The following is an 18,304-nucleotide window of genomic DNA, read 5'->3' on the forward strand; positions in this document are numbered from 1 at the left end:
GGTTCAATCCCCCAGAGTGGGAGCGCCCGAGGTGCGGGCGCCCAGGTCGAGCGTGAGTTTGGTGACGGCGAACGCCTCTGCGTAGCGCTCGTGGCATTCGATGCCGCGGATCCGGGCGAGGCCGAGGAAGGCCTCGCGGTCGTACCAGGGGCGGTGCCGCTGCGAGGCGTAGTGCTCCTGAAGCAGCCGCACCTTTTCCTCGGCGGTCTCGGACGACAGCGGCTGGTACGCGGACATCCGGCCGAGGTCGCCGTCCCATTTGACGATCTCGTAGCCGAGCACGAGGTGGTCGCGGAAGGCGGTCGGCATCAGCTGGGCGAGGCCGCGGTGGTCCTGGTGCGCGTCGTCGGCGCGCGGGGCGATGACGAGGTCCGGGTCGGACTGCAGGCGCAGTTCCTCGACGGCGGACTTCGCCTCCTCCCAGTGCGCGGGCAGCCTGCCGTCGGGCAGCTTGTGCACGGTCAGGCGCAGGTCGGCGCCCGGGCAGAAGGCGGCGAGCGCGGCCCGCTCCTCCTGCTCGCGCTCGCTGCCGCCGCCGGTCAGGACCAGCGCGTCGACGCGCAGGCCCGGCCGCGCCCTGCACAGCGTGAGCAGCGTGCCGCCCGCGCCGATGGCGATGTCGTCGCAGTGCGCGCCCACCGCGACGATCCGCTCGGGGCCGCCGGCCCCGAGCCGGATCACGCGCTCACCCCCACGCCGTCCCGCTCCCACACGGCCCACGGGCGGTCGCCACGCGCGTAGCCGGCGTCGAGCGCGGCCCGCTCCTTGACGGTGTCGGTGGGCTTCCAGAAGCCGCGGTGCTGGTGTGCCACGAGGCGTCCCTGCTTGGCGAGTCGGGCGCAGCCGTCGGCGACCAGGTCCCCGTTCTCGGGTATGTGGTCGAAGACCTCCTGGCGGAGCACGAAGTAGCCGCCGTTCTCCCACAGCGGCATGTCGCTGACGGCGGTGATGCCGCCGACGAGGCCGTCCTCTCCGAGGTCCACGCAGTGGAACGAGGACTGCGGCGGCACGACCATCATCGACGCGCCGGCGTCGCGCTGGGCGAACCGGTCGACCATCTCGTCGAGCGGGGCGTCGGTGAGCACGTCGGCGTAGTTGGCGAGGAACATCTCGTCGCCGTCGAGGTGGTGGCGTACCCGGCGAAGGCGTTCCCCGATCGGCGACTCGATGCCGGTCTGCGCGAACGTGATCGTCCAGTCGGCGATGTCGTTGGACAGCAGCTCGGCCCGTCCGTTGCGCAGCACGAAGTCGTTGGACGTCGTCTCCTCGTAGTTGAGGAAGAAGTCCTTGATGTGGTGCGCGCCGTAGCCGAGGCACAGGATGAACTCCTTGTGCCCGTAGTGCGCGTAGTAGCGCATGACGTGCCAGATCAGCGGGCGGGGGCCGACCATCGCCATCGGCTTGGGCACGTCGTCGGCGGCGCCGCTGCGCATCCGCATCCCGTAGCCGCCGCAGAACAGAACGACCTTCATGCTGCCACCTCTTTCGTGGGCACCTCGACAACGCTCAGTTCCGGGATCGGGAAGACGAGGCGGCCGCCCCAGTCATCGACGTACGCCAGCTGCTCAACGAGTTCGGCCCGCAGGTTCCACGGCAGGACCAGCACGTAGTCCGGCTTGTCCTCGACGATCCGCTCGGGCGGCAGGATCGGGATGCGGGTGCCAGGAGTGAACCGGCCGTGCTTGTAGGGGTTGCGGTCCACCGTGTACGCGAGCAGGTCGGGGCGGATGCCGCAGTGGTTGAGCAGCGTGTTGCCCTTGCCGGGGGCGCCGTAGCCGACGACCGTCTTGCCCTGCTCGGCCGCGGTGATGAGGAACTTCAGGAGGTCGCGGCGGACCTTGGACACCCGGGCGGAGAACTCGGTGTACCCGGACAGCTCCTGGAGGCCGGCCGCCTTCTCGCGGGCCAGCACGTCGGCGACGCGCTGCGAGGGCTCGCCCGCCACCTCGGCGGGCCGGGCCCACAGCCGGATCGAGCCGCCGTGCGTGGGCAGCAACTCGACGTCCACGAGCGCGAGTCCGCCGCTGGCGAGCGCGCGGATCGCGGAGGCGACCGTGTAGTACTGGAAGTGCTCGTGGTAGATCGTGTCGTACTGGTTCTCCTCGATCAGCGTCAGCAGGTGCTGCACCTCGATGGAGACCCAGCCGTCGTCCGCGACCAGGGCGCGCAGGCCCTGGGTGAAGCCGACGACGTCGGGAATGTGCGCGTACACGTTGTTCGCCGCGACCAGGTTCGCCGGGCCGTGCTCGGCACGGACGGCCGCGCCGGTCTCCGGGCTGAGGAACTCGGTGAGCGTGGGCACGCCCGCCTCGCGCGCCGCGGCGCCGACGTTGACGGACGGCTCGATGCCCAGGCAGCGGATCCCCCGGTCCACCACGTGCTTGAGCAGATAGCCGTCGTTGCTGGCGACCTCGACCACGAAGGCGTCGGTGCCAAGGCCCGCACGCTCCACCGCGTCGGCGACATAGGTGCGCGCGTGCTCCACCCACGACGTCGAGAACGAGGAGAAGTACGCGTACTCCTTGAACGTGTCCTCGGGCGTGATCAGCGGCGGGATCTGCGCCAGCCAGCAGTCGGTGCACACCCTCAGGTGCAGCGGGAACGCGGGCTCCGGCGCGTCCAGCTGGTCCGCGGCGAGAAAGCTCTCGCACGGCGGTGTCGCCCCTAGATCGACGACGCTCGCCAGCGTCGCCGAGCCACAGAGTCGGCACTGTGTCATTTGTTGCCCCCCATTGATTCCGTCCCCCATGTGGTGCCTTGTTCCGACCGGCCCGCGATCACGGAGCGGTACTCCTCTTCCAGGCGCGCGAGCCCGACGGCCGGGCTGAAGCCCTGCTCGTAGCGGAGTCGGGCCGCGCGGCCCATGTCCCGGTTGGCGGCCGGATCGGCCGTGATCCGGCGCAGACAGGACGCGAGCGAGGTGCGCTCGCCCGGGCGGTGCAGCAGCCCGGTCTCCCCGTCGTCGACCAGCTCGACGAAGGCGCCGTGACCGGAGGCGACGGCCGGGACCCCCGCCGCCATCGCCTCCGCGACCACCAGGCCGAACGTCTCCGGGGCCAGCGAGGGCGCCACCACGGCGACCGACCGGGCGACGGCCTTGCGGACCTCGTCGGGATCCAGCAGACCGACGCAGCGCACGTCGTCACGGCCCTCGGCCCAGGCGCGCACCTCGGACTCCAGCGGGCCCGAGCCGGCGAACACGAGCGGCACGCCGACGCCGCCCTCCGCGGCGATGATGTCCCAGGCGGCCATCAGCACCCGTACGCCCTTGGCCTCCGCGAGCCGGCCGAGGAACAGCAGCTGCTCGCCGTCGCCCTCGCGGCCGATCTCCGGATCGGGCACGAAGTTGTGCTTCACCGTGAGCAGTTCGGCCGGCATCCCCGAGCGCACCAGGACGTCGCGCTGCGCCCCTGAGATGCAGAAGAACCGCTCGACGCCCGACCACCAGCGCCGCCGGTTGACCGTCAGATTGACCGCGAGCGGCACCGTCGCGAGGCGCGATCCCCGGTAGCAGCCGTGCCGGACGGCGGGCAGCGGCAGCTTCGAGCCGACGCAGTCGGTGCACAGCCGGCCGTCCCGCTGCAGCGTGCCGGGCGGGCACACCTGGTAGTAGTTGTGCAGCGTGGCGACGGCGGGCACCCCGGCGTCCGCGCAGGCGGCCAGGACCGACGGCGACAGCAGCGGGAAGACGTTGTGGACGTGCACCACGTCAGGGCGGTCGGCCAGGAGCCGCGCGGTCAACTCCTTGCGGACCGCCGGGTTCCACGGCACGAGCAGCGGCACCGCGACCTTGCCGAGCAGCGAGCGGTCCGCGATGTCGTCGCTGCGCCGCTCGAACATCTCGACGCGGTGGCCCGCCGCGCGCAGCAGACCGACCTCCTCCGCGACGACCCGGTTCTCGCCGCTCGGCTGTCCCGAGGAGTAGAAGTTGTGCACCACGAGAATGTGCATGGTCAGCTCACCTCCCGTTCCCGGGCCCAGCGCGGGATACGGCGTCGGGGCACCGAAGGCGCCGGGAACGGTGCGGCCTCGGCGGGCGTCGCCAGGAGCGAGGCGGCCAGGGCCAGATGCAGCAGATACGGCGAGGCGTCGCCGAGGCCCGCCTCGGTGTAGGACGAGAGCACGACGTAGCTGATCAGGAAGATCGCGCAGGCCCTCGGCAGCGACGGCGGCCGCAGCAGTGCGACGCCGCCGAGGACGAGGAGGACGGCCGCCACCAGGGTGACCCCGATCAGGCCCTGTTCGTTGTAGGCGGCCAGCCAGCTGTTGTCGATGGGCAGGCCGCCGAAGGACTTGTCGCCCAGGCCCGTGCCGAAGAACTGCTCGGCGCTCGTCCGGGGCGCCGCGAGCAGCGCGTCCCAGACCTTGGCCCGGCCGGTAAGGCTGGTGAAGTACTCCTTGTTCTGCCCGCGCAGGAACCACGCCTGGACCGCGGAGGCGAAGCCCACCCCGGCCACCGCCACCACGACCACCGACCATCCGAAGAAGCGGCGGGCGGCGGCGCTGGTCAGCAGGAGCGAGCAGATCGCCAGAGCGAGCCCGGCGAGCAGGCCGACCGTGGCCGTCCGGGTGTGGGTGAGGGCGAGCAGGACGAGGCACGGGACGAGGACCAGGGCCGCGCTCGTCCGGTCGATCCGGCGGCCGACCAGGAGCAGCACGGTCAGCCCGATGATCACGGCCGTGTACTGGCCGATCTGGGGCGGGGTGAGCGGCCACAGCGCGCCGACGAGCCGCCCGCCGTACAGCTCGGGCATGGCGGCGCCCGGGGAGATGGCCAGGCCGGCGACCACCGTCACCAGGATCCCGAAGTACATCCGGATGTGGTAGCGGACGAAGGTCAGGCTGCCGTCCCACCAGCAGCTCAGCAGCCACAGGGTGCCGATGAACAGCGCGAGGCGGGCGCAGCGGAACAGGCCGCCGGGGCCGACGCCCAGGCTGGAGATCACGCTGGGCACGAGCAGCAGGGTCAGCAGGAAGACGAAGGCGCTGGGCCGGATCCGCAGCCGCGGGTTGAGCGCGAGCGCCAGCGCGAAGGCGACGCCGAGCGAGCCCATGGTGACGAGCTGGATGACGGATCGCGGCAGCGGGAAGATGGTCTTCGCGCCGGCGGAGCCCATGGTGTTGATGCCGAGCAGCAGCCAGACGATGCCGACGGCCTTCGGTGGGGCAAGCCTGTCCCGTCCCTCCATGTCAGCCACCCGCCTTGCGGCCGAAGGTGCTGCCCGCGTCCTGCTTGTACGGCGCCTCCTGCCAGTCCTCGCGGTCGACGACCTTGCTCATGTCCTCGACGACGAACGTCCACGGACCGCGGTAGGTGTTGTCGTGCCAGCGGTTGTGCTGCTTCCGGGTGATCGCATCGGCGACCCGAGTGGCCTTGTACGGCGACCACTTGGGATAGGTGCCGTACACGGAGAGGATCCCCATGCGGCCGCACTTGTCCGTGCACTTGACGACGGAGGTGTCGAGGACGAAGCGGTTGTCGTGGATGTCGACGCGCTGGGTCTTCCACCGGCAGTCGTCGTAGAGCGGCGTCTTCGCGATGGCCGGCCGCGCGCAGCGCTTGACGTCGTCGACCAGCAGCGTGCACTCGCCGGTCGAGGTGTTGGCCGGGCTGTTGCAGAACCGGTTGGAGTTCTCCCAGAGGGTGATGCCGTTCCAGTTGTTCTCCATCAGGTTCCGGTAGATCTCGAGCTTGTCGGTGCGGGCCTTGACCCGGGGTTCGCCGCCGGCCTCGGAGACATAGATGGTCCCGTACGGGAAGCTGTCGCCGCGTTCGGCCGGCTTGCCGCCGCTGACCCAGTTGTTGCGCCGCATGGTGTTGTTGCGGATGACCGCGTTGTAACTGGTCTCGTACATCACGGCGGCGCCGTCGTTGGCCTCGATCAGGTTGTTCTCGATGCGGAAGTCGTTGTTGTTGTTGTCGGCCCAGATCCCGACGCCGCGGTTGTCGTGCACCCAGTTGCCGCGGATGTCGGCGCCGTTGACGGCCCAGAACTTCATGCCGCCGGTGCAGCCGCAGCCGGGCTGCTTCTTCTCCCAGTCGTCGGTGTTGTTGCCGACGACCTCGTTGTCCTCGATGACCAGGCCGCGGGCCGTGTCGCCGTCCTTGTAGCCGTTGACTCCGTACTGCCCGTTCTCGCGCAGGCAGTTGGAGCGGATCTTCTGGCGGGCGCCGGTCATCATCCCGGCGCCCGCGTTGCGCTGGATCGTCGAGTGCTCGATGGCCCAACCGTCGGCGGAACCGTGGTTGACGACGCCCTCGTTCTGCGGCGGGACGAAGCGCTCCACGGTCAGAAAGCGGATGACGACGTCGGGGGCGTGGCCGCCGAAGGCGTACTGGTTGACCTTGCGGCCGTCGAGCACCGCACCGGGCGCGCCGAGGTAGCGGTTGCCCTTCTTGGGGATGACCTGGGCGTAGCGCGCCGACTCGAGCCGGTGCTTGCCGGGCCGCAGCCAGAACGTGGTGCCCGCCGGGTGGCTCTTGGTCTGCTCCGTCAGGTCGTTGACCTTCTTGGGGTCGACCGTGACCGCGCCCTTCGGCGCCCTCTCCGGGCCGCCCGACGGCTTGTCGCAGACGCGGGCCACGGCCGTCCGGGCTCCTTGCCTGGACGGCGAGGCGGTCGCCTTGGACCCGGCGTCCGACGTGCTGGTGCAGCCCGTCGCCGCGAGCACGACCAGCGTCAGCGATGCCGCCGGCCATGCCCAATGCCGCCACTTGATACCCACGTCTCCCCTCCCCCCTAGCCCAGGAACCTGAGCACGGTGGTGAACTCGCCCGCGCCGTCGGTAGATCCGCTGCCGACCAGCGTCGTGGCGGGTTCCTTGCGTCCGAATCCGGCGGAGTACCAGCCCAGCGGCTGCCCGGTGTCGCCGCGGTGCGCCCGCCAGGTCAGCCGCTCGGGCAGGTCGAACTCGGCGGAGCGGTCCTCGCCGTCGCGCGTCCAGGTCAGCAGGGCCCGGTCGCCCGAGAGCTCCGCGGTGACCTCCGGTCCGAGGTGGAACGCCAGGCGCACGGCACCGCCCGGCCCGCTCACCGCGTCGGTGATCCTCAACACCTGCGTACTGACGTCGAGTTCGACCCGGCGGCGGTGCACGGAGGGCCGGTAGCCGTCGTGTTCGGCGAGCCAGCGGTCCGGACCGAACTCCAACACGCGGGTGTTCGCGTGCCGTGTCCAAAGGAACGGGCCGCCGGACTCGGACTGGTCGGCCCCGTCCAGCTCCAGCGTGTTGTGGCCGACGGTCGAGCGGAAGTAGCGCCGCCATTCGGGCTGGCCGTGGTAGCAGTACGTCCCCGGGTCGGCCAGCACGTCGACCCCGTCGTGACGCACCTCCACGGACAGCGCGTCCGCGTGGGCGTGCGCGGCGATGGACAGGAAGCCGTGCGGGCCGCCGTCGCAGCGGCACCAGATCTCGCCCGATGTCCCCGTGCCGCGCAGGATGGTGAGCCCCGCGTCGGCGAAGTGCGCGGCCCGGCCCGCCGGGCGCCGCACCTTGAGGCCGGCGGGCTTGATCAGCGCGGCGAGGAGCGGGGTGCGCACATCGGTGCCGGTCACCTCCGGCCACCAGTCGAGCCGGCCGAACACGGCCTCCCCGGTGGCGAGGAGCGAGCCCCAGCGGTCGGTGTCCGGCCCGTCCAGGACCAGTCCGTGTCCGTCGTCCGCGTCCCCCTGGCGCGGCGGCCGCAGCCGGTTGTCGACGACGGCCGCGAGCGCGTCGGTCATCCGCAGCAGGACGATCCGTACGGTCGCGGGCAGCGGCACCCCGGCCGCGTCGGCCTCGGCGACCGCCGCCAGGCCCAGCTCCAGGACGAGGCCGTGGTACTCGGTGGCCAGTTCGCGGTTGAGCCCGGAAAGGAAGGTGTTGCTCCGCAGGTGCCGCTCCAGCGACCTGAGGGCGTCGGCGCGCCACCGCTGCGAGGACGGGAACCAGTCGAACGCGCAGGACGCCGCGAACTGCCCGGCGGCCTCGGCGACGACATGGTTGTTCGCCGACGAGCCCCGGCTCGGGAAGGCGGCGAGCCAGCGCTGGTGATGCCAGATCTGATTGACCGCCGCCGGGTTGTCCTCGAACAGGTCGTACACGCCCGGCCAGCCGTCGAGCAGCCGGCGGACCCAGACCCAGGAGAGCAGCCGGATGCCCAGCTCGATGCCGCTGATCCAGTGCACGCCGCGCAGCGGCGGATTGGCCGCCCACCACGAGCGCAGGTGCTCGGCGACACGCTCCGCGTATCGCTCGTCGCCGGTGAGGGCGTAGGCCGCGGCGAGCCGGGTGAGGTACTGGTGCCTCGACGGCTCCCAGATCTGCTTGATGTCGCCGACCGTCTCCTCGTCCCGGTACGGCACGCCGAACGCGTAGCCGAACGGCGCGCGGCGGCCGGTCTTCGGGTCGTACCACCAGTCCGGATCGACCAGGTCGTCGCGGACCACGCCGAAGAACTCGGCGTGCCCGTACATCAGCCGGTCGGCCTCCGCGACGAGGCGCTTCACGGCGTCCTGGGGCACCGCGGCGAGCGCCTGGGCGGGCAGCACCGCGGTGAACCGTGCCCCGGTGACGCTCGGGGACGTGGGCCGCGCGGAGCGCCAGCGGCGCCTGCGCACCGTGTCGCCCACCCGGCCCGCGACCTCCTGCGGCCCCATCCGGGACAGGCGCCGCAGGTACCAGCCCGCGCTCATGGTCATCGCGGCCCCGCCAACGTGACGGGCGCGCCGCCGGCCAGGCCCGTCTGCACGGCGAGGGTGGCCGCCGTGGTGGCGACCAGCGACTCCAGCGGTACGGGCATGGGGCCGCCGGTCCGCACGGCCTTGATGAACGAGGCCAGTTCGGCGTTCTGCCCCTTGTCGCGGGCCTTGGGCAGGCGCGAGCTGACCCACCGCTTCGGGCCGTAGACCGAGGCGCGGACGAAGTCGTCGAGGCGCAGCGCCCTGCCGTCGGCGACGAGGTCGAGGGTCTCCTTCGGGAAGGCCGCCGGGCCCGTGGTGACGTAGGCGATGGTGGCGGTGGACCCGTCCGGGTAGCGCAGGACGACCTGGAGGTCCTCGTTGCCGGGCGTGGCGGTCGCGTGCACGGAGACCGGGTCGGCGTCGAGGAGCCAGCTCGCCGTGTCGATGAAGTGGCCGCCCTCGCCGGCGAACCGGGAGCCCTCGGTGCCCTGTTGGAGGTACCAGCTGCCGTGGTCGAGGCGGCCCGCGTTGACCAGGTAGCGCAGGTGTGCCGGGCCGTTGCGGGTTCCGAAGCGCTGCTTGGCCTCGCGCAGCAGCGGGGAGAAGCGGCGGTTGAAGCCCACCTGGAGGCGGTCGTTGCCGGACTCCTCCACCGTCGCGAGGACGCCCGCCAGCTCGTCCTCGCTCAGCGCGAGGGGCTTCTCCACGAACACGGTCTTGCCCGCGAGCAGGGCCTGCCGGGTCAGGTCGGCGTGCGAGCTGTGCCGGGTGACGACGAACACGGCGTCGATGGACTTGTCGCCGAGCACGGCGTCGAGGTCGGTGGTCGCCTGCGCGAAGCCGAACTTGCGCTGCGCGTTGGCCGCGGACAGCGCCGTCGTGGTGACGACGGTCGCCAGCTCGACGCCCTCGCGCCCGGTGAGGTGCGGCAGCAGCATCGACGTCGCGTAGTTGCCGGCCCCGACGAACGCGAGGCGCACCGGCGTCCGCGCGGCCCGCACCCGGCCCGGCCGGACCGTGACGGCGGGCACGGACACCTCGGGCGCCGCCGCCTCCACGGTCTGCTCCGGGTAGCGGAACAGCGCGGTGACGGCCTTGAGTTCGCCGTCCTTGAGGCGCTGGTACGTCTCGACGGCGTCGTCGAAGGCGGCGACGTGGGTGATCAGCGGCTCCACGTCGACCTTGCCGCGGGCCATGAGGTCGAGGAAGCAGGCGAGGTTGCGGCGCTCGGTCCAGCGGACGTAGCCGATCGGGTAGTCCCGGCCCTCCAGTTCGTACGACGGGTCGTAGCGGCCCGGACCGTAGGAGCGGGAGAACCGGACGTCCAGTTCCTTCTCGTAGTACGCGTTCCACGGCAGGTCGAGGCGGCACTTGCCGATGTCGACGACGCGGCCGCGGTCGCGGCACAGCTTGGCGGCCAGCTCGACGGGCCCGTTGCTGGAGCCGCCGGCCGCCAGATACACCTGGTCCACACCGTGTCCGTCGGTGAGTTCGACGACGGCGGCCGTCACCGCGGCGGACTCCGGGTCGCCGCAGGCCACGGCGCCCTGGCGCTCGGCGAGTTCGCAGCGCTCCGGGTCGGGGTCGACGCCGACCACGCGCACGCCCGAGGCGGCGAGGAGCTGCACCACGAGCTGCCCGATCAGGCCGAGGCCGATGACGAGCGCCGATTCGCCGAGCTGCGGCTCGCCCTGGCGCACGCCCTGAAGGGCGATGGAGCCGACGGTACCGAAGGCGGCGTGCCGGGGCGCGAGGCCTTCGGGCAGCGGGGCGTAGAGGTTCTTCGGCACCCAGTTGAGCTCGGCGTGCAGCGCGTGCTCGTTGCCCGCGCAGGCCACGAGGTCGCCGACCTTCACGTCGTCGATCCCGGCGCCGACCTGCTCGACGATCCCGCACAGCGAGTAGCCGAGCGGTGTGTAGGAGTCGAGCTTGCCCATCACCTTGCGGTAGGTGGCGGGCACCCCGTTGGTGGCCACGGACTGCATGACCTTGGCCACCTGGTCCGGGCGGGAGCGGGCCTTGCCGATCATCGACATGCCGGCCTCGGACACCTTCATCATCTCGGTGCCCGTGGAGATCAGCGAGTAGGCGGTGCGCACCAGGACGCCGCCGGGCTTGCACCCGGGCACCGGCACGTCGAGCACGGCCAACTCGCCGCTCTTGTAGTTCTGAACAACTTGCTTCACCCGAACTCCTCTGAAATCCCTAAGCCGTCAAACGAGTGCTCTGGCCGGACCCAGAGGTCGCGTCGCGATACCAGTACTCGAGAGTCAGTACGTGCCACAGATGCTTGGAGTAGTCGCTCTGCCCGGCGGCGTCCTCCGCCGCGAGCCGCCGCAGCGCGTCGCGGCGCAGGAACCCGGAGCGCACCAGCTCCCCGTCGTTGATCACCTCGCGCACCAGCGGCGCCAGGTCCCGGCTCATCCAGGCCCGCAGCGGGGCGCTGAACAGGCCCTTGGGCCGGTAGACGATCTCCCGGGGCAGGATCGAGGTGGCCGCCTCCTTGAGCACGGCCTTGCCCTGCCGTCCGACGATCTTGCGGTCGCCGGGGAACGCGAACGCCGCCTTGACGACCTCCACGTCCACGTAGGGCACGCGCACCTCGGTGGAGGCGGCCATGCTGGAGCGGTCCGTGTACGTCAGGTTGAGGCCCGGCAGAAACATCCGGGCGTCGCCCAGGCACATGCGGTTGACGAAGTCGTCGAGGTCGTTGTCCTCATAGACGTCCGCGTGCTCGGTCAGCACGTCGTCGACCGTTCCCGCGAGGTCCGGGTCGAGCAGGGCGAGCAGCTCCTGCTGGTCGTACATGGTGTAGCTGCGCCGGAACGCGGTCTCCTCCGGCAGGTCGGCGAAGGACAGGAACCGCTTGGCGAAGCGCACCGAGCGGAAGCCGCGCCGTGACGTGGCGACCGGCAGCCGGTCGACGGCGGCGGACACTCCGCGCCGCAGCGGCCGGGGCACGCGCTGGTAGCGCAGCGCGATCGTGTTGGCGAGGTGCTTGCGGTAGCCCGCGAACAGTTCGTCGGCACCCATCCCCGAGAGCATCACCTTGACGCCGGCCTCGCGGGCGGCCTGGCAGATCAGATACGTGTTGATCGCGGCGGGGTCGCCGATCGGCTCGTCCAGCGCGTACGTCATCTGCGGCAGCAGGTCCAGCACGTTCGGCGCGATCTCGATCTCGTGCAGGTCGACGCCGAACCGCTGGGCGACCTGCCGGGCGTAGCGCAGGTCGTCCGGCATCGCCTCGAACTTGGCGTCCTCGGCGCGGAATCCGATCGTGTAGGCGGAGATCCCCGGCTGTTGTCGGGCCGCGAGGGCGGTCAGATAACTGGAGTCGAGGCCTCCGGAGAGGAAGGTCGCGACGGGCACGTCGGACATCAGGTGCCGCCTGGTCGACTCCTCGACGATGGCGGCGAGGTCCGGCAGTTCACCGGCCCGTGCCCGGTCGCGGCCCTCACCGGCGACGTCCTTCAGGTTCCAGTACTGACCGCGCTCCACCCGGCCGTCGGGCCGGATTCTCATCCAGCTGCCCGGCTGGAGCTTCTCCGCCTCGCGGAACGCGCAGCGCGAGTCGGGCACCCAGTAGTACAGCAGCGAGGCCACCAGGGCCGAGGGGTCCGGGCGCAGCTCCGTCACGGCCGCGAGCGCCTTGAGTTCGGAGGCGAACACCAGGCCGCCGCCGCGCCGGAGCAGGAACAGCGGCTTGATGCCCAACTGGTCCCGGGCGAGCACCAGTTCACCGGTGCGCTCGTCGAAGATCCCGAACGCGAACATGCCGCGCAGCCGCGGCAGGCAGTCCGTGCCCCAGCGTCGCCAGGCCTCCAGGAGCACCTCGGTGTCGGAGGTGCCGCGGAAGCGCGCCCCGGTCTTCTCCAGTTCGGCGCGGAGTTCGGGCGCGTTGTACAGCTCGCCGTTGTAGGTCAGGGCGAGGCCGTCCGAGACCATCGGCTGGGCGCCGGTCTCGGACAGGTCGATGATGGAAAGACGGCGGTGCCCGAGCTGTACCTCGCCGTCACCGGCGGGGTGGCCGTAGCGGCCGGACCCGTCGGGACCGCGGTGGGCGAGGGTGTCGGTGAGCCGGTCGGCGACGACCTTCCCGTCCGGCCACCGGTAGGTGCCTGCGATGCCACACATGTACTTACCGAGCCTCCTGGTCGTTGTCCGCGCCCCGTGCGGCCCACGCGGGCTTGCGCTCCGTGCGCCGCGGGCCCGACCCGTTGTGCCGGGCCGGCCGTTCGCCCCTGCCGCGCAGGGCGGTGTGCAGGCCGTCCCAGAGCGTGCCGTCGGTGCGGTCGCGCGGATCGGGGTCGATCAGCACCACGCCGAGCACGGGGATGCGCTGCTCGGCGAGCTGCCGCGCCACCGTGTGCAGCCATGCGGCGCTGCCGTGCCCGGCCCGTACGACGAGGACGGTCTGGGTGCCGAGGTACTGGAGGTCGGTCCACGCCGTGCCGGGTGCCACGGAGCCGACGCCGATGCGGCGTTCCTGGGGCGACAGGGCCGCGGCGTGCTCGCCGCTGACGACCCTGGGCCCGCCAGGCTGCGGGCGGTGGTCGGCGAGCTGCGGTCCCGGCAGACCGTCGACGACGGCCACCGGCCCCTCCGCCGTCAGCGCGCCCGCGAGGTCCAGGGCGATCTCGCTGGTGCCGCGCGCACAGCCCAGTTCGAGCAACGACAGTGGTTCCGCGGAGCCGCGCACGGTGCGGGCCAGGGTCGCGGTGAGGCGTTCACGGGTGGCCCGCGTTCCCCTGCGCCGCCAGAGCCCGGAGCGCCGGGGCAGCTCCGCGATGACGGAGGCACCCAGGTTCGCCGAGATGTCCCGGCGCAGCACGGGGCGGTCCGCGACCACCGCGCCGACCGCGGACAGGGCGAGCCCGAGGACGAGGCCGAGCACGAGGCCGATCGCCGCGTTGGTGGCCGTCGCCTTGGGCAGCGAGTGCTCGACCGCGCGCGGGGCGTCCACGATCTGCGTGCCGGCGACGACCTTGGGTGTGCCGGTGCGGGCCTCGGCGGCGCGCTGGTCGAAGTCGGCGATGCGCGAGTTGAGTTCGGCGCGCCGGGCGAAGAGCGTTTCGGTGCCGGCAGCCGACTCGTCGGCGCCGCCGTCCGGCGCCCGGTCGCCGATCTCCTTGTTGACCCGGGCCAGCTCGTCGCGCATCCGGTCGCGCTGGTCGAGCAACGCCTGGGACTCGGCCTTGGCCGCCGCCTGCATCCGGCGCACATGGTCGGCGACGAACGCGTCGGCGAGCGCCTTGGCCCGGTCGACCGCCAGCGCCTGGCTGTCGGCCGACACGTCGATCTGCAGGACGTTGTTGGTCAGTCCTGTGCCCCGGTAGTCCTTCATGAAGTCCTCGGGGCTCTCCCCGGACTTGAGGGTCTGGAGGGCGTCCTTGGCGATGCGGGTGGTGCCCAGCACCTCGATGTCGGTGCGGATCAGTGTTCCGGTGTCGTTGGGCTGGTCCTCCTGGTGCGCGACCAGCACCTTGGTCACCGCGCTGGGCGGGGGCGGCAGCAGGATCGCCACCGCCGCGCCGATCACGAGCCCGAGGAGCGCCAGGGCGCCCCACAGACGGCGGCGCCTGCGCACCGCGACCACCAATGCGTGCAGGTCGAGCAGCGGGGTGCCCGCCGACGACTCCGAAGTCCTGCTCGTCGTCACGCCGAACCTCCCGTCGCGTGGCCGCGCACCGCGAGCGCGGGAGTGGCATGGTCCGGCGGCTCCTCGGCCGGGCCGGCGGGGCGGGCCCTGACCGGTCCCGCCAAGACGATGCCGACGATCTCGTGCCTGGCGTCCGCGCAGGCCTCGGCGATGCCGGTGAGCTCCTCCGCGGTCCAGCTGCCGGCGCTGAGGACGACGACGGCGCCGGACTCGGTGCCGCGGTCCGGCACGACCGGCCGGTCCACCGGCACCACGACGACGCGCAGCACCGGGTCGCCCTTGGCCTCGGCGACGAGCTGGCCAGCGGCCCGCAGTGCGAGCTCGTCGCCGTCCGGGACGACGACCAGCAGGCGCCGGGGCGCGGGCAGTTGGGCCCGGATGCGCCCGCACACCCGCCGGTAGCGGGTGCGCCTCGCGGCCTCGTCGCCGGAGCGCTGCGGCGTGGGGACGTCCCACCGGGTGTCGGTGCCGAGCAGCCTGCGCACTCCGGCGCGCGGGCCGCCCGCCTTGGCCCGCTGCGCCCGCTGTTCGCCGGGCACGTCGACGGCGCCGAGGAGCGTCGAGCCGAGCGCTGAGGCGATCTCCTGCTCGTTCCGCAGCCTGCGGTTGATCCGGGCGGCGGTCAGATGGCCGATGACCGAGAACAGGAAGAACAACAGCGCCCCGGCGGCGATGAGTTGCGTCCGCGTGGGGGGCGACTGGCCGGTCGGCCGGGCCGCGGGGCCCATGACGACCATGCTCGCCTTGTTCGTCGCCGGGTCGGCCTCCTCCAGCTTCTTCATGGCCGCCTCCAGCGAGTTGCGCAGGTTCTCCAGAGCCGTACGGGCCTGCACCCCCTCGACAGTGCTGCCGGGGTCGGCGTCCCGGGCCAGTTCCGTGATCCGGCGGTTGGTCTCCTGCACCTTCTTGCGCAGCGCCTCGGGTCCCGCGGCCGCGTCGGCGTCGGTCGCGCCGCCCTCGATCCGCGCGGAGAACGCGACGAACTGCTGGGCCACCCGGTCGGTGAGCTGCTGTGCGCGCTTCGGGCTCTCGGCCGTGCCCGAGATCGTGATGATGTTGCCGTCGGCGGCCTTGGCGACCACCCGGCCGTGCAGGTCGCTGCCGTTGACGCCCGCCCAGCCGAGCTTGGCCGCCGCGCGGTCGACCACCGACGAACTCGTCGCGATGTCCACCTGGGTGAGCAGCTCGCGCTCCTCCCACTGGCCCGGCAGCAGCACCGACGCCGACGCCGTGTAGCGCGGCGGGAACACCACGGAGACGCCGTAGCCGACGAGCGCGCCGACCACGGTGAGGACGGCGAGCAGCCGCCACCTTCTACGGAGAATCCGGCCGATCGTGACCAGGCGGATCGTGTCCTCGCTCAACGACGCCGCCTCCTCCTTGCCTGGGAGGGGCCGCGCCCCGCCACCGCGGCGGCGTAGGCGGCGAGCAGCGACTCCTGCGAGTTCCGCCAGGACAGCGGTCCGCCGATGCGCTCCTGCCCGAGCTTGCCCATCCGGGCCCGCTGCTCGGGGTCGTCCAGCAACTGCGCGATGAGACCCGCGAATTCCACCTCGTCGTTGGCACGCGCGTAGACAGCAGCTTCACCTGCGGAGACACGCGCCTCTCTCAGATCGAACGAGACGATGGGCCGACCCATGGCCATGTACTCCAGGACCTTGTTCATCGTCGAGACGTCGTTGAGCGGGTTGCGCGGGTCGGGCGAGAGGCAGACGTCCGCGGTGGACAGGTAGCGCACCAGGTCGGCGTCGGGTATGCGCCCGGTGAACTCGACCTGGTCGCCGAGCCCGAGCTCGCGGGACAGCTCGACCATCGCGTCGAAGGCGTCGCCCGAGCCGACGAACACCGCGTGCCAGTCGGTCCGCCCGAGTTCGTCGCGCAGCTTGGCCAGCGCCCGCAGGGCGTAGTCGACGCCGTCCTGCGGCCCCATGACGCCGAGGTAGCACAGCAGATGGGGATTGCCGCGCTTCAACTCCGGCTCGGGCGGCACCGGTTGGAACCGCTCCACCTGGGGCGCGCTGCGGACCACGAACACGTCCTGCGGGCGCTTGCCGCCGCGGTCGAGAGCGACGTCCCGGTAGCTCTCGTTCGTGGCGAGCACGACGTCCGCGGCCCGGTAGGTGCTGCGTTCGAGCGCGCACACGCCGCGGTAGAGCAGGTCCTGGCCGCGGTCGAAGCGCGAGAGGTACAGCTCGGGCACCAGGTCGTGCTGGTCGAAGACGAACCGCGCGCCGCGCCGCCGCAGCCACCGTGCCGCCAGGAGCAGCAGGTCCGGCGGGTTGCAGGCGTGCACGACGTGGACCGGGCCCACCTTGCGGACCAGCCGGGCGGTGTGCCACAGCGCGGAGCCGTACTCGCGCAGATAGCCGGCCGGCCCCCCGGTGGCGGCGCGCAGCGGGTAGCGGTGGATCCGCACCCCGTCGATCACCGTCTCCGCTTCGGTGTCCCGCTTCGTGCCCTGCGGGCAGATGACGTGCACCGTCCAGCCCGCGTCGCGCAGCGTCGTGCACTCCTGCCAGACCCGCCGGTCGAAGGGGACCGACAGGTTCTCCACCAGGATCAGGGCGCGCCGGTCCGGCCCGCCGCCGCTGGTTGTCGCTTCGTTCATCGCGTCACCAAGCAAGGCCCATGTACCCCGGTTCGGCCCGGCGCGCTTCGGCGTCGGGAAGGCGGACGAGATCGACGACCGTCGGGCCGCCGCTGAGCGGCAGCGCCGACAGGACGGCTTGGTCCCTGGTGCCGACGAGGCAGACCTCCGCGTGGCCGAGGACTTCGTCGACGGAGTCCGCGAGCAGTTGCGCGAGGTGCGGGAGCCGGCCCTCGATGTACTCGCGGTTGGCACCCATCAGCCGGGACAGGCTCACGTTGGCGTCGTAGATCTTGAGGTCGTACCCCTTGCCGTAGAGCCGCTCCGCCAGTTCGACGAGCGGGCTCTCTCGCAGGTCGTCGGTGCCGGGCTTGAAGGACAGGCCGAACAGGCCGACCTTGCGCTTCCCGGTGCGCTCGACGAGTTCCACGGCGCGTTGCAGGTGGTCGGCGTTGGACGCCAGCACATGGGACAGGATCGGCACGGAGACGTCGGCGCGCCGCGCCGCGTGCACCAGGCTGCGCAGGTCCTTGGGCAGGCAGGAGCCGCCGAAGGCGAAGCCGGGACGCAGATAGGCGGGGCTGATGTTGAGCTTGCGGTCGGCGAGGAACACGTCCATCACCTGGTGCGAGTCGACGCCCAACGCCTGGCACACCGCGCCGAGTTCATTGGCGAAGCCGATCTTGAGGCCGTGGAAGGAGTTGTCCGCGTACTTGATCGCCTCGGCGACCGGGACCGGCACCCGGAACACCTCGCCGGGCAGCCCTTCGTACAGCTGGGCCACGACGTCGCCACTGGCCTGGTCCAGTTGGCCGATGACGGTCTTGGGCGGGTCGAAGAAGTCCCGCACGCTCGTGCCCTCGCGCAGGAACTCCGGGTTGACCGCGACGCCGAAGTCGACGCCGGCGGTGCCGCCGAGGCTCTTCTCCAGGATCGGCACGAGCAGGTTCAGGCAGGTGCCCGGCAGCATGGTGCTGCGGAACACGACCGTGTGCCGGCCGCCGTCTCCCCCGCGTTCGGCAAGCGCGGCGCCGATCTGTTCGGTGACCCGCTCCAAGTACGTCGTGCACAGGCTGCCGTTGGGCTCCGACGGCGTACCGACACAGATCAGCGACACGTCGCTGCCCATGATCGCCTCGCGGACGTCGCGGGTGGCGCGCAGGGCTCCGGTCCGCACGACCTCGGCGGTGAGCTCGCCGATCCGTTCCTCGACCACGGGGGCCCTGCCGCTGTTGACCAGGTCCACCTTCGCCTGGTTCACGTCCACGCCGATGACCTCGTGGCCCTGTCCCGCCAGGCATGCCGCCGACACACAGCCGACGTAGCCGAGTCCTAGGACGCTGATCCTCATTCCCGTTCCTCCCCCCAGAGCAGGCCCTTGTGGCCTGACTTTCATGC

13 protein-coding genes are annotated in these 18,304 nt (G+C 71.8%); all 13 read right to left on the minus strand.

The genetic code is table 11. The features are described from left to right. Positions 1-3 precede the first annotated feature (3 nt). From ACIA8D_RS35860 to ACIA8D_RS35920, 13 genes are read right to left on the minus strand one after another with little or no spacing between them, the layout of a single operon-like run. Positions 4-681 (minus strand): PIG-L deacetylase family protein, encoded by a 678-nt coding sequence (locus ACIA8D_RS35860; RefSeq protein ID WP_399238563.1) that lies wholly within the window; start codon positions 679-681, stop codon positions 4-6. Continuing rightward, positions 678-1,472, minus strand: a complete 795-nt coding sequence (locus tag ACIA8D_RS35865; protein ID WP_399238565.1) for a glucose-1-phosphate cytidylyltransferase — start codon at positions 1,470-1,472, stop codon at positions 678-680. Before ACIA8D_RS35865 ends, ACIA8D_RS35860 begins: the two co-directional genes overlap by 4 nt. Beyond that, positions 1,469-2,719 (minus strand): class I SAM-dependent methyltransferase, encoded by a 1,251-nt coding sequence (locus ACIA8D_RS35870; RefSeq protein WP_399238567.1) that lies wholly within the window; start codon positions 2,717-2,719, stop codon positions 1,469-1,471. The genes ACIA8D_RS35865 and ACIA8D_RS35870 overlap by 4 nt, the downstream gene beginning before the upstream one ends. Next, positions 2,716-3,951 (minus strand): glycosyltransferase family 4 protein, encoded by a 1,236-nt coding sequence (locus ACIA8D_RS35875; protein ID WP_399238569.1) that lies wholly within the window; start codon positions 3,949-3,951, stop codon positions 2,716-2,718. The genes ACIA8D_RS35870 and ACIA8D_RS35875 overlap by 4 nt, the downstream gene beginning before the upstream one ends. Before the next feature lie 2 nt (positions 3,952-3,953). After that, entirely contained in the window at positions 3,954-5,189 is a 1,236-nt protein-coding gene (locus tag ACIA8D_RS35880) for an O-antigen ligase domain-containing protein (RefSeq protein ID WP_399238571.1), read from the minus strand. Between the two features lies 1 nt (position 5,190). Beyond that, positions 5,191-6,726 (minus strand): right-handed parallel beta-helix repeat-containing protein, encoded by a 1,536-nt coding sequence (locus ACIA8D_RS35885; protein ID WP_399238574.1) that lies wholly within the window; start codon positions 6,724-6,726, stop codon positions 5,191-5,193. Between the two features lie 14 nt (positions 6,727-6,740). After that, entirely contained in the window at positions 6,741-8,678 is a 1,938-nt protein-coding gene (locus tag ACIA8D_RS35890; RefSeq protein WP_399238576.1) for an alginate lyase family protein, read from the minus strand. Continuing rightward, positions 8,675-10,846, minus strand: a complete 2,172-nt coding sequence (locus tag ACIA8D_RS35895; RefSeq protein ID WP_399238578.1) for a bi-domain-containing oxidoreductase — start codon at positions 10,844-10,846, stop codon at positions 8,675-8,677. The genes ACIA8D_RS35890 and ACIA8D_RS35895 overlap by 4 nt, the downstream gene beginning before the upstream one ends. Positions 10,847-10,865: 19 nt before the next feature. Further along, positions 10,866-12,794 carry an asparagine synthase (glutamine-hydrolyzing) gene (asnB, locus tag ACIA8D_RS35900; protein ID WP_399238580.1) on the minus strand — a complete coding sequence of 643 codons (1,929 nt, stop codon included), beginning with the start codon at positions 12,792-12,794 and terminating at the stop codon, positions 10,866-10,868. Between the two features lie 4 nt (positions 12,795-12,798). Beyond that, positions 12,799-14,319 (minus strand): Wzz/FepE/Etk N-terminal domain-containing protein, encoded by a 1,521-nt coding sequence (locus tag ACIA8D_RS35905; protein ID WP_399238582.1) that lies wholly within the window; start codon positions 14,317-14,319, stop codon positions 12,799-12,801. After that, positions 14,316-15,683, minus strand: coding sequence for a Wzz/FepE/Etk N-terminal domain-containing protein (locus tag ACIA8D_RS35910; RefSeq protein ID WP_399238584.1), 1,368 nt, complete (start codon positions 15,681-15,683; stop codon positions 14,316-14,318). Before ACIA8D_RS35910 ends, ACIA8D_RS35905 begins: the two co-directional genes overlap by 4 nt. Then, positions 15,680-16,927 (minus strand): glycosyltransferase family 4 protein, encoded by a 1,248-nt coding sequence (locus ACIA8D_RS35915; protein WP_399238587.1) that lies wholly within the window; start codon positions 16,925-16,927, stop codon positions 15,680-15,682. Before ACIA8D_RS35915 ends, ACIA8D_RS35910 begins: the two co-directional genes overlap by 4 nt. Before the next feature lie 4 nt (positions 16,928-16,931). Continuing rightward, on the minus strand, positions 16,932-18,257 hold the full coding sequence (locus ACIA8D_RS35920; RefSeq protein WP_399238589.1) for a nucleotide sugar dehydrogenase: 1,326 nt from the start codon (positions 18,255-18,257) through the stop codon (positions 16,932-16,934). Positions 18,258-18,304 lie beyond the last annotated feature (47 nt).

This window comes from Streptomyces sp. NPDC051684, assembly GCF_044453445.1.
In the GTDB taxonomy this organism is placed as follows: domain Bacteria; phylum Actinomycetota; class Actinomycetes; order Streptomycetales; family Streptomycetaceae; genus Streptomyces.

What these genes read in the sequence shown, in the direction of transcription:
- ACIA8D_RS35865 (WP_399238565.1), bottom strand. Translation starts at nt 1,472, where the DNA reads ATGAAGGTCGTTCTGTTCTGCGGCGGCTACGGGATGCGGATGCGCAGC.
- ACIA8D_RS35870 (WP_399238567.1), bottom strand. Translation starts at nt 2,719, where the DNA reads ATGACACAGTGCCGACTCTGTGGCTCGGCGACGCTGGCGAGCGTCGTC.
- ACIA8D_RS35875 (WP_399238569.1), bottom strand. Translation starts at nt 3,951, where the DNA reads ATGCACATTCTCGTGGTGCACAACTTCTACTCCTCGGGACAGCCGAGC.
- ACIA8D_RS35880 (WP_399238571.1), bottom strand. Translation starts at nt 5,189, where the DNA reads ATGGAGGGACGGGACAGGCTTGCCCCACCGAAGGCCGTCGGCATCGTC.
- ACIA8D_RS35890 (WP_399238576.1), bottom strand. Translation starts at nt 8,678, where the DNA reads ATGACCATGAGCGCGGGCTGGTACCTGCGGCGCCTGTCCCGGATGGGG.
- asnB (WP_399238580.1), bottom strand. Translation starts at nt 12,794, where the DNA reads ATGTGTGGCATCGCAGGCACCTACCGGTGGCCGGACGGGAAGGTCGTC.
- ACIA8D_RS35915 (WP_399238587.1), bottom strand. Translation starts at nt 16,927, where the DNA reads ATGAACGAAGCGACAACCAGCGGCGGCGGGCCGGACCGGCGCGCCCTG.
- ACIA8D_RS35920 (WP_399238589.1), bottom strand. Translation starts at nt 18,257, where the DNA reads ATGAGGATCAGCGTCCTAGGACTCGGCTACGTCGGCTGTGTGTCGGCG.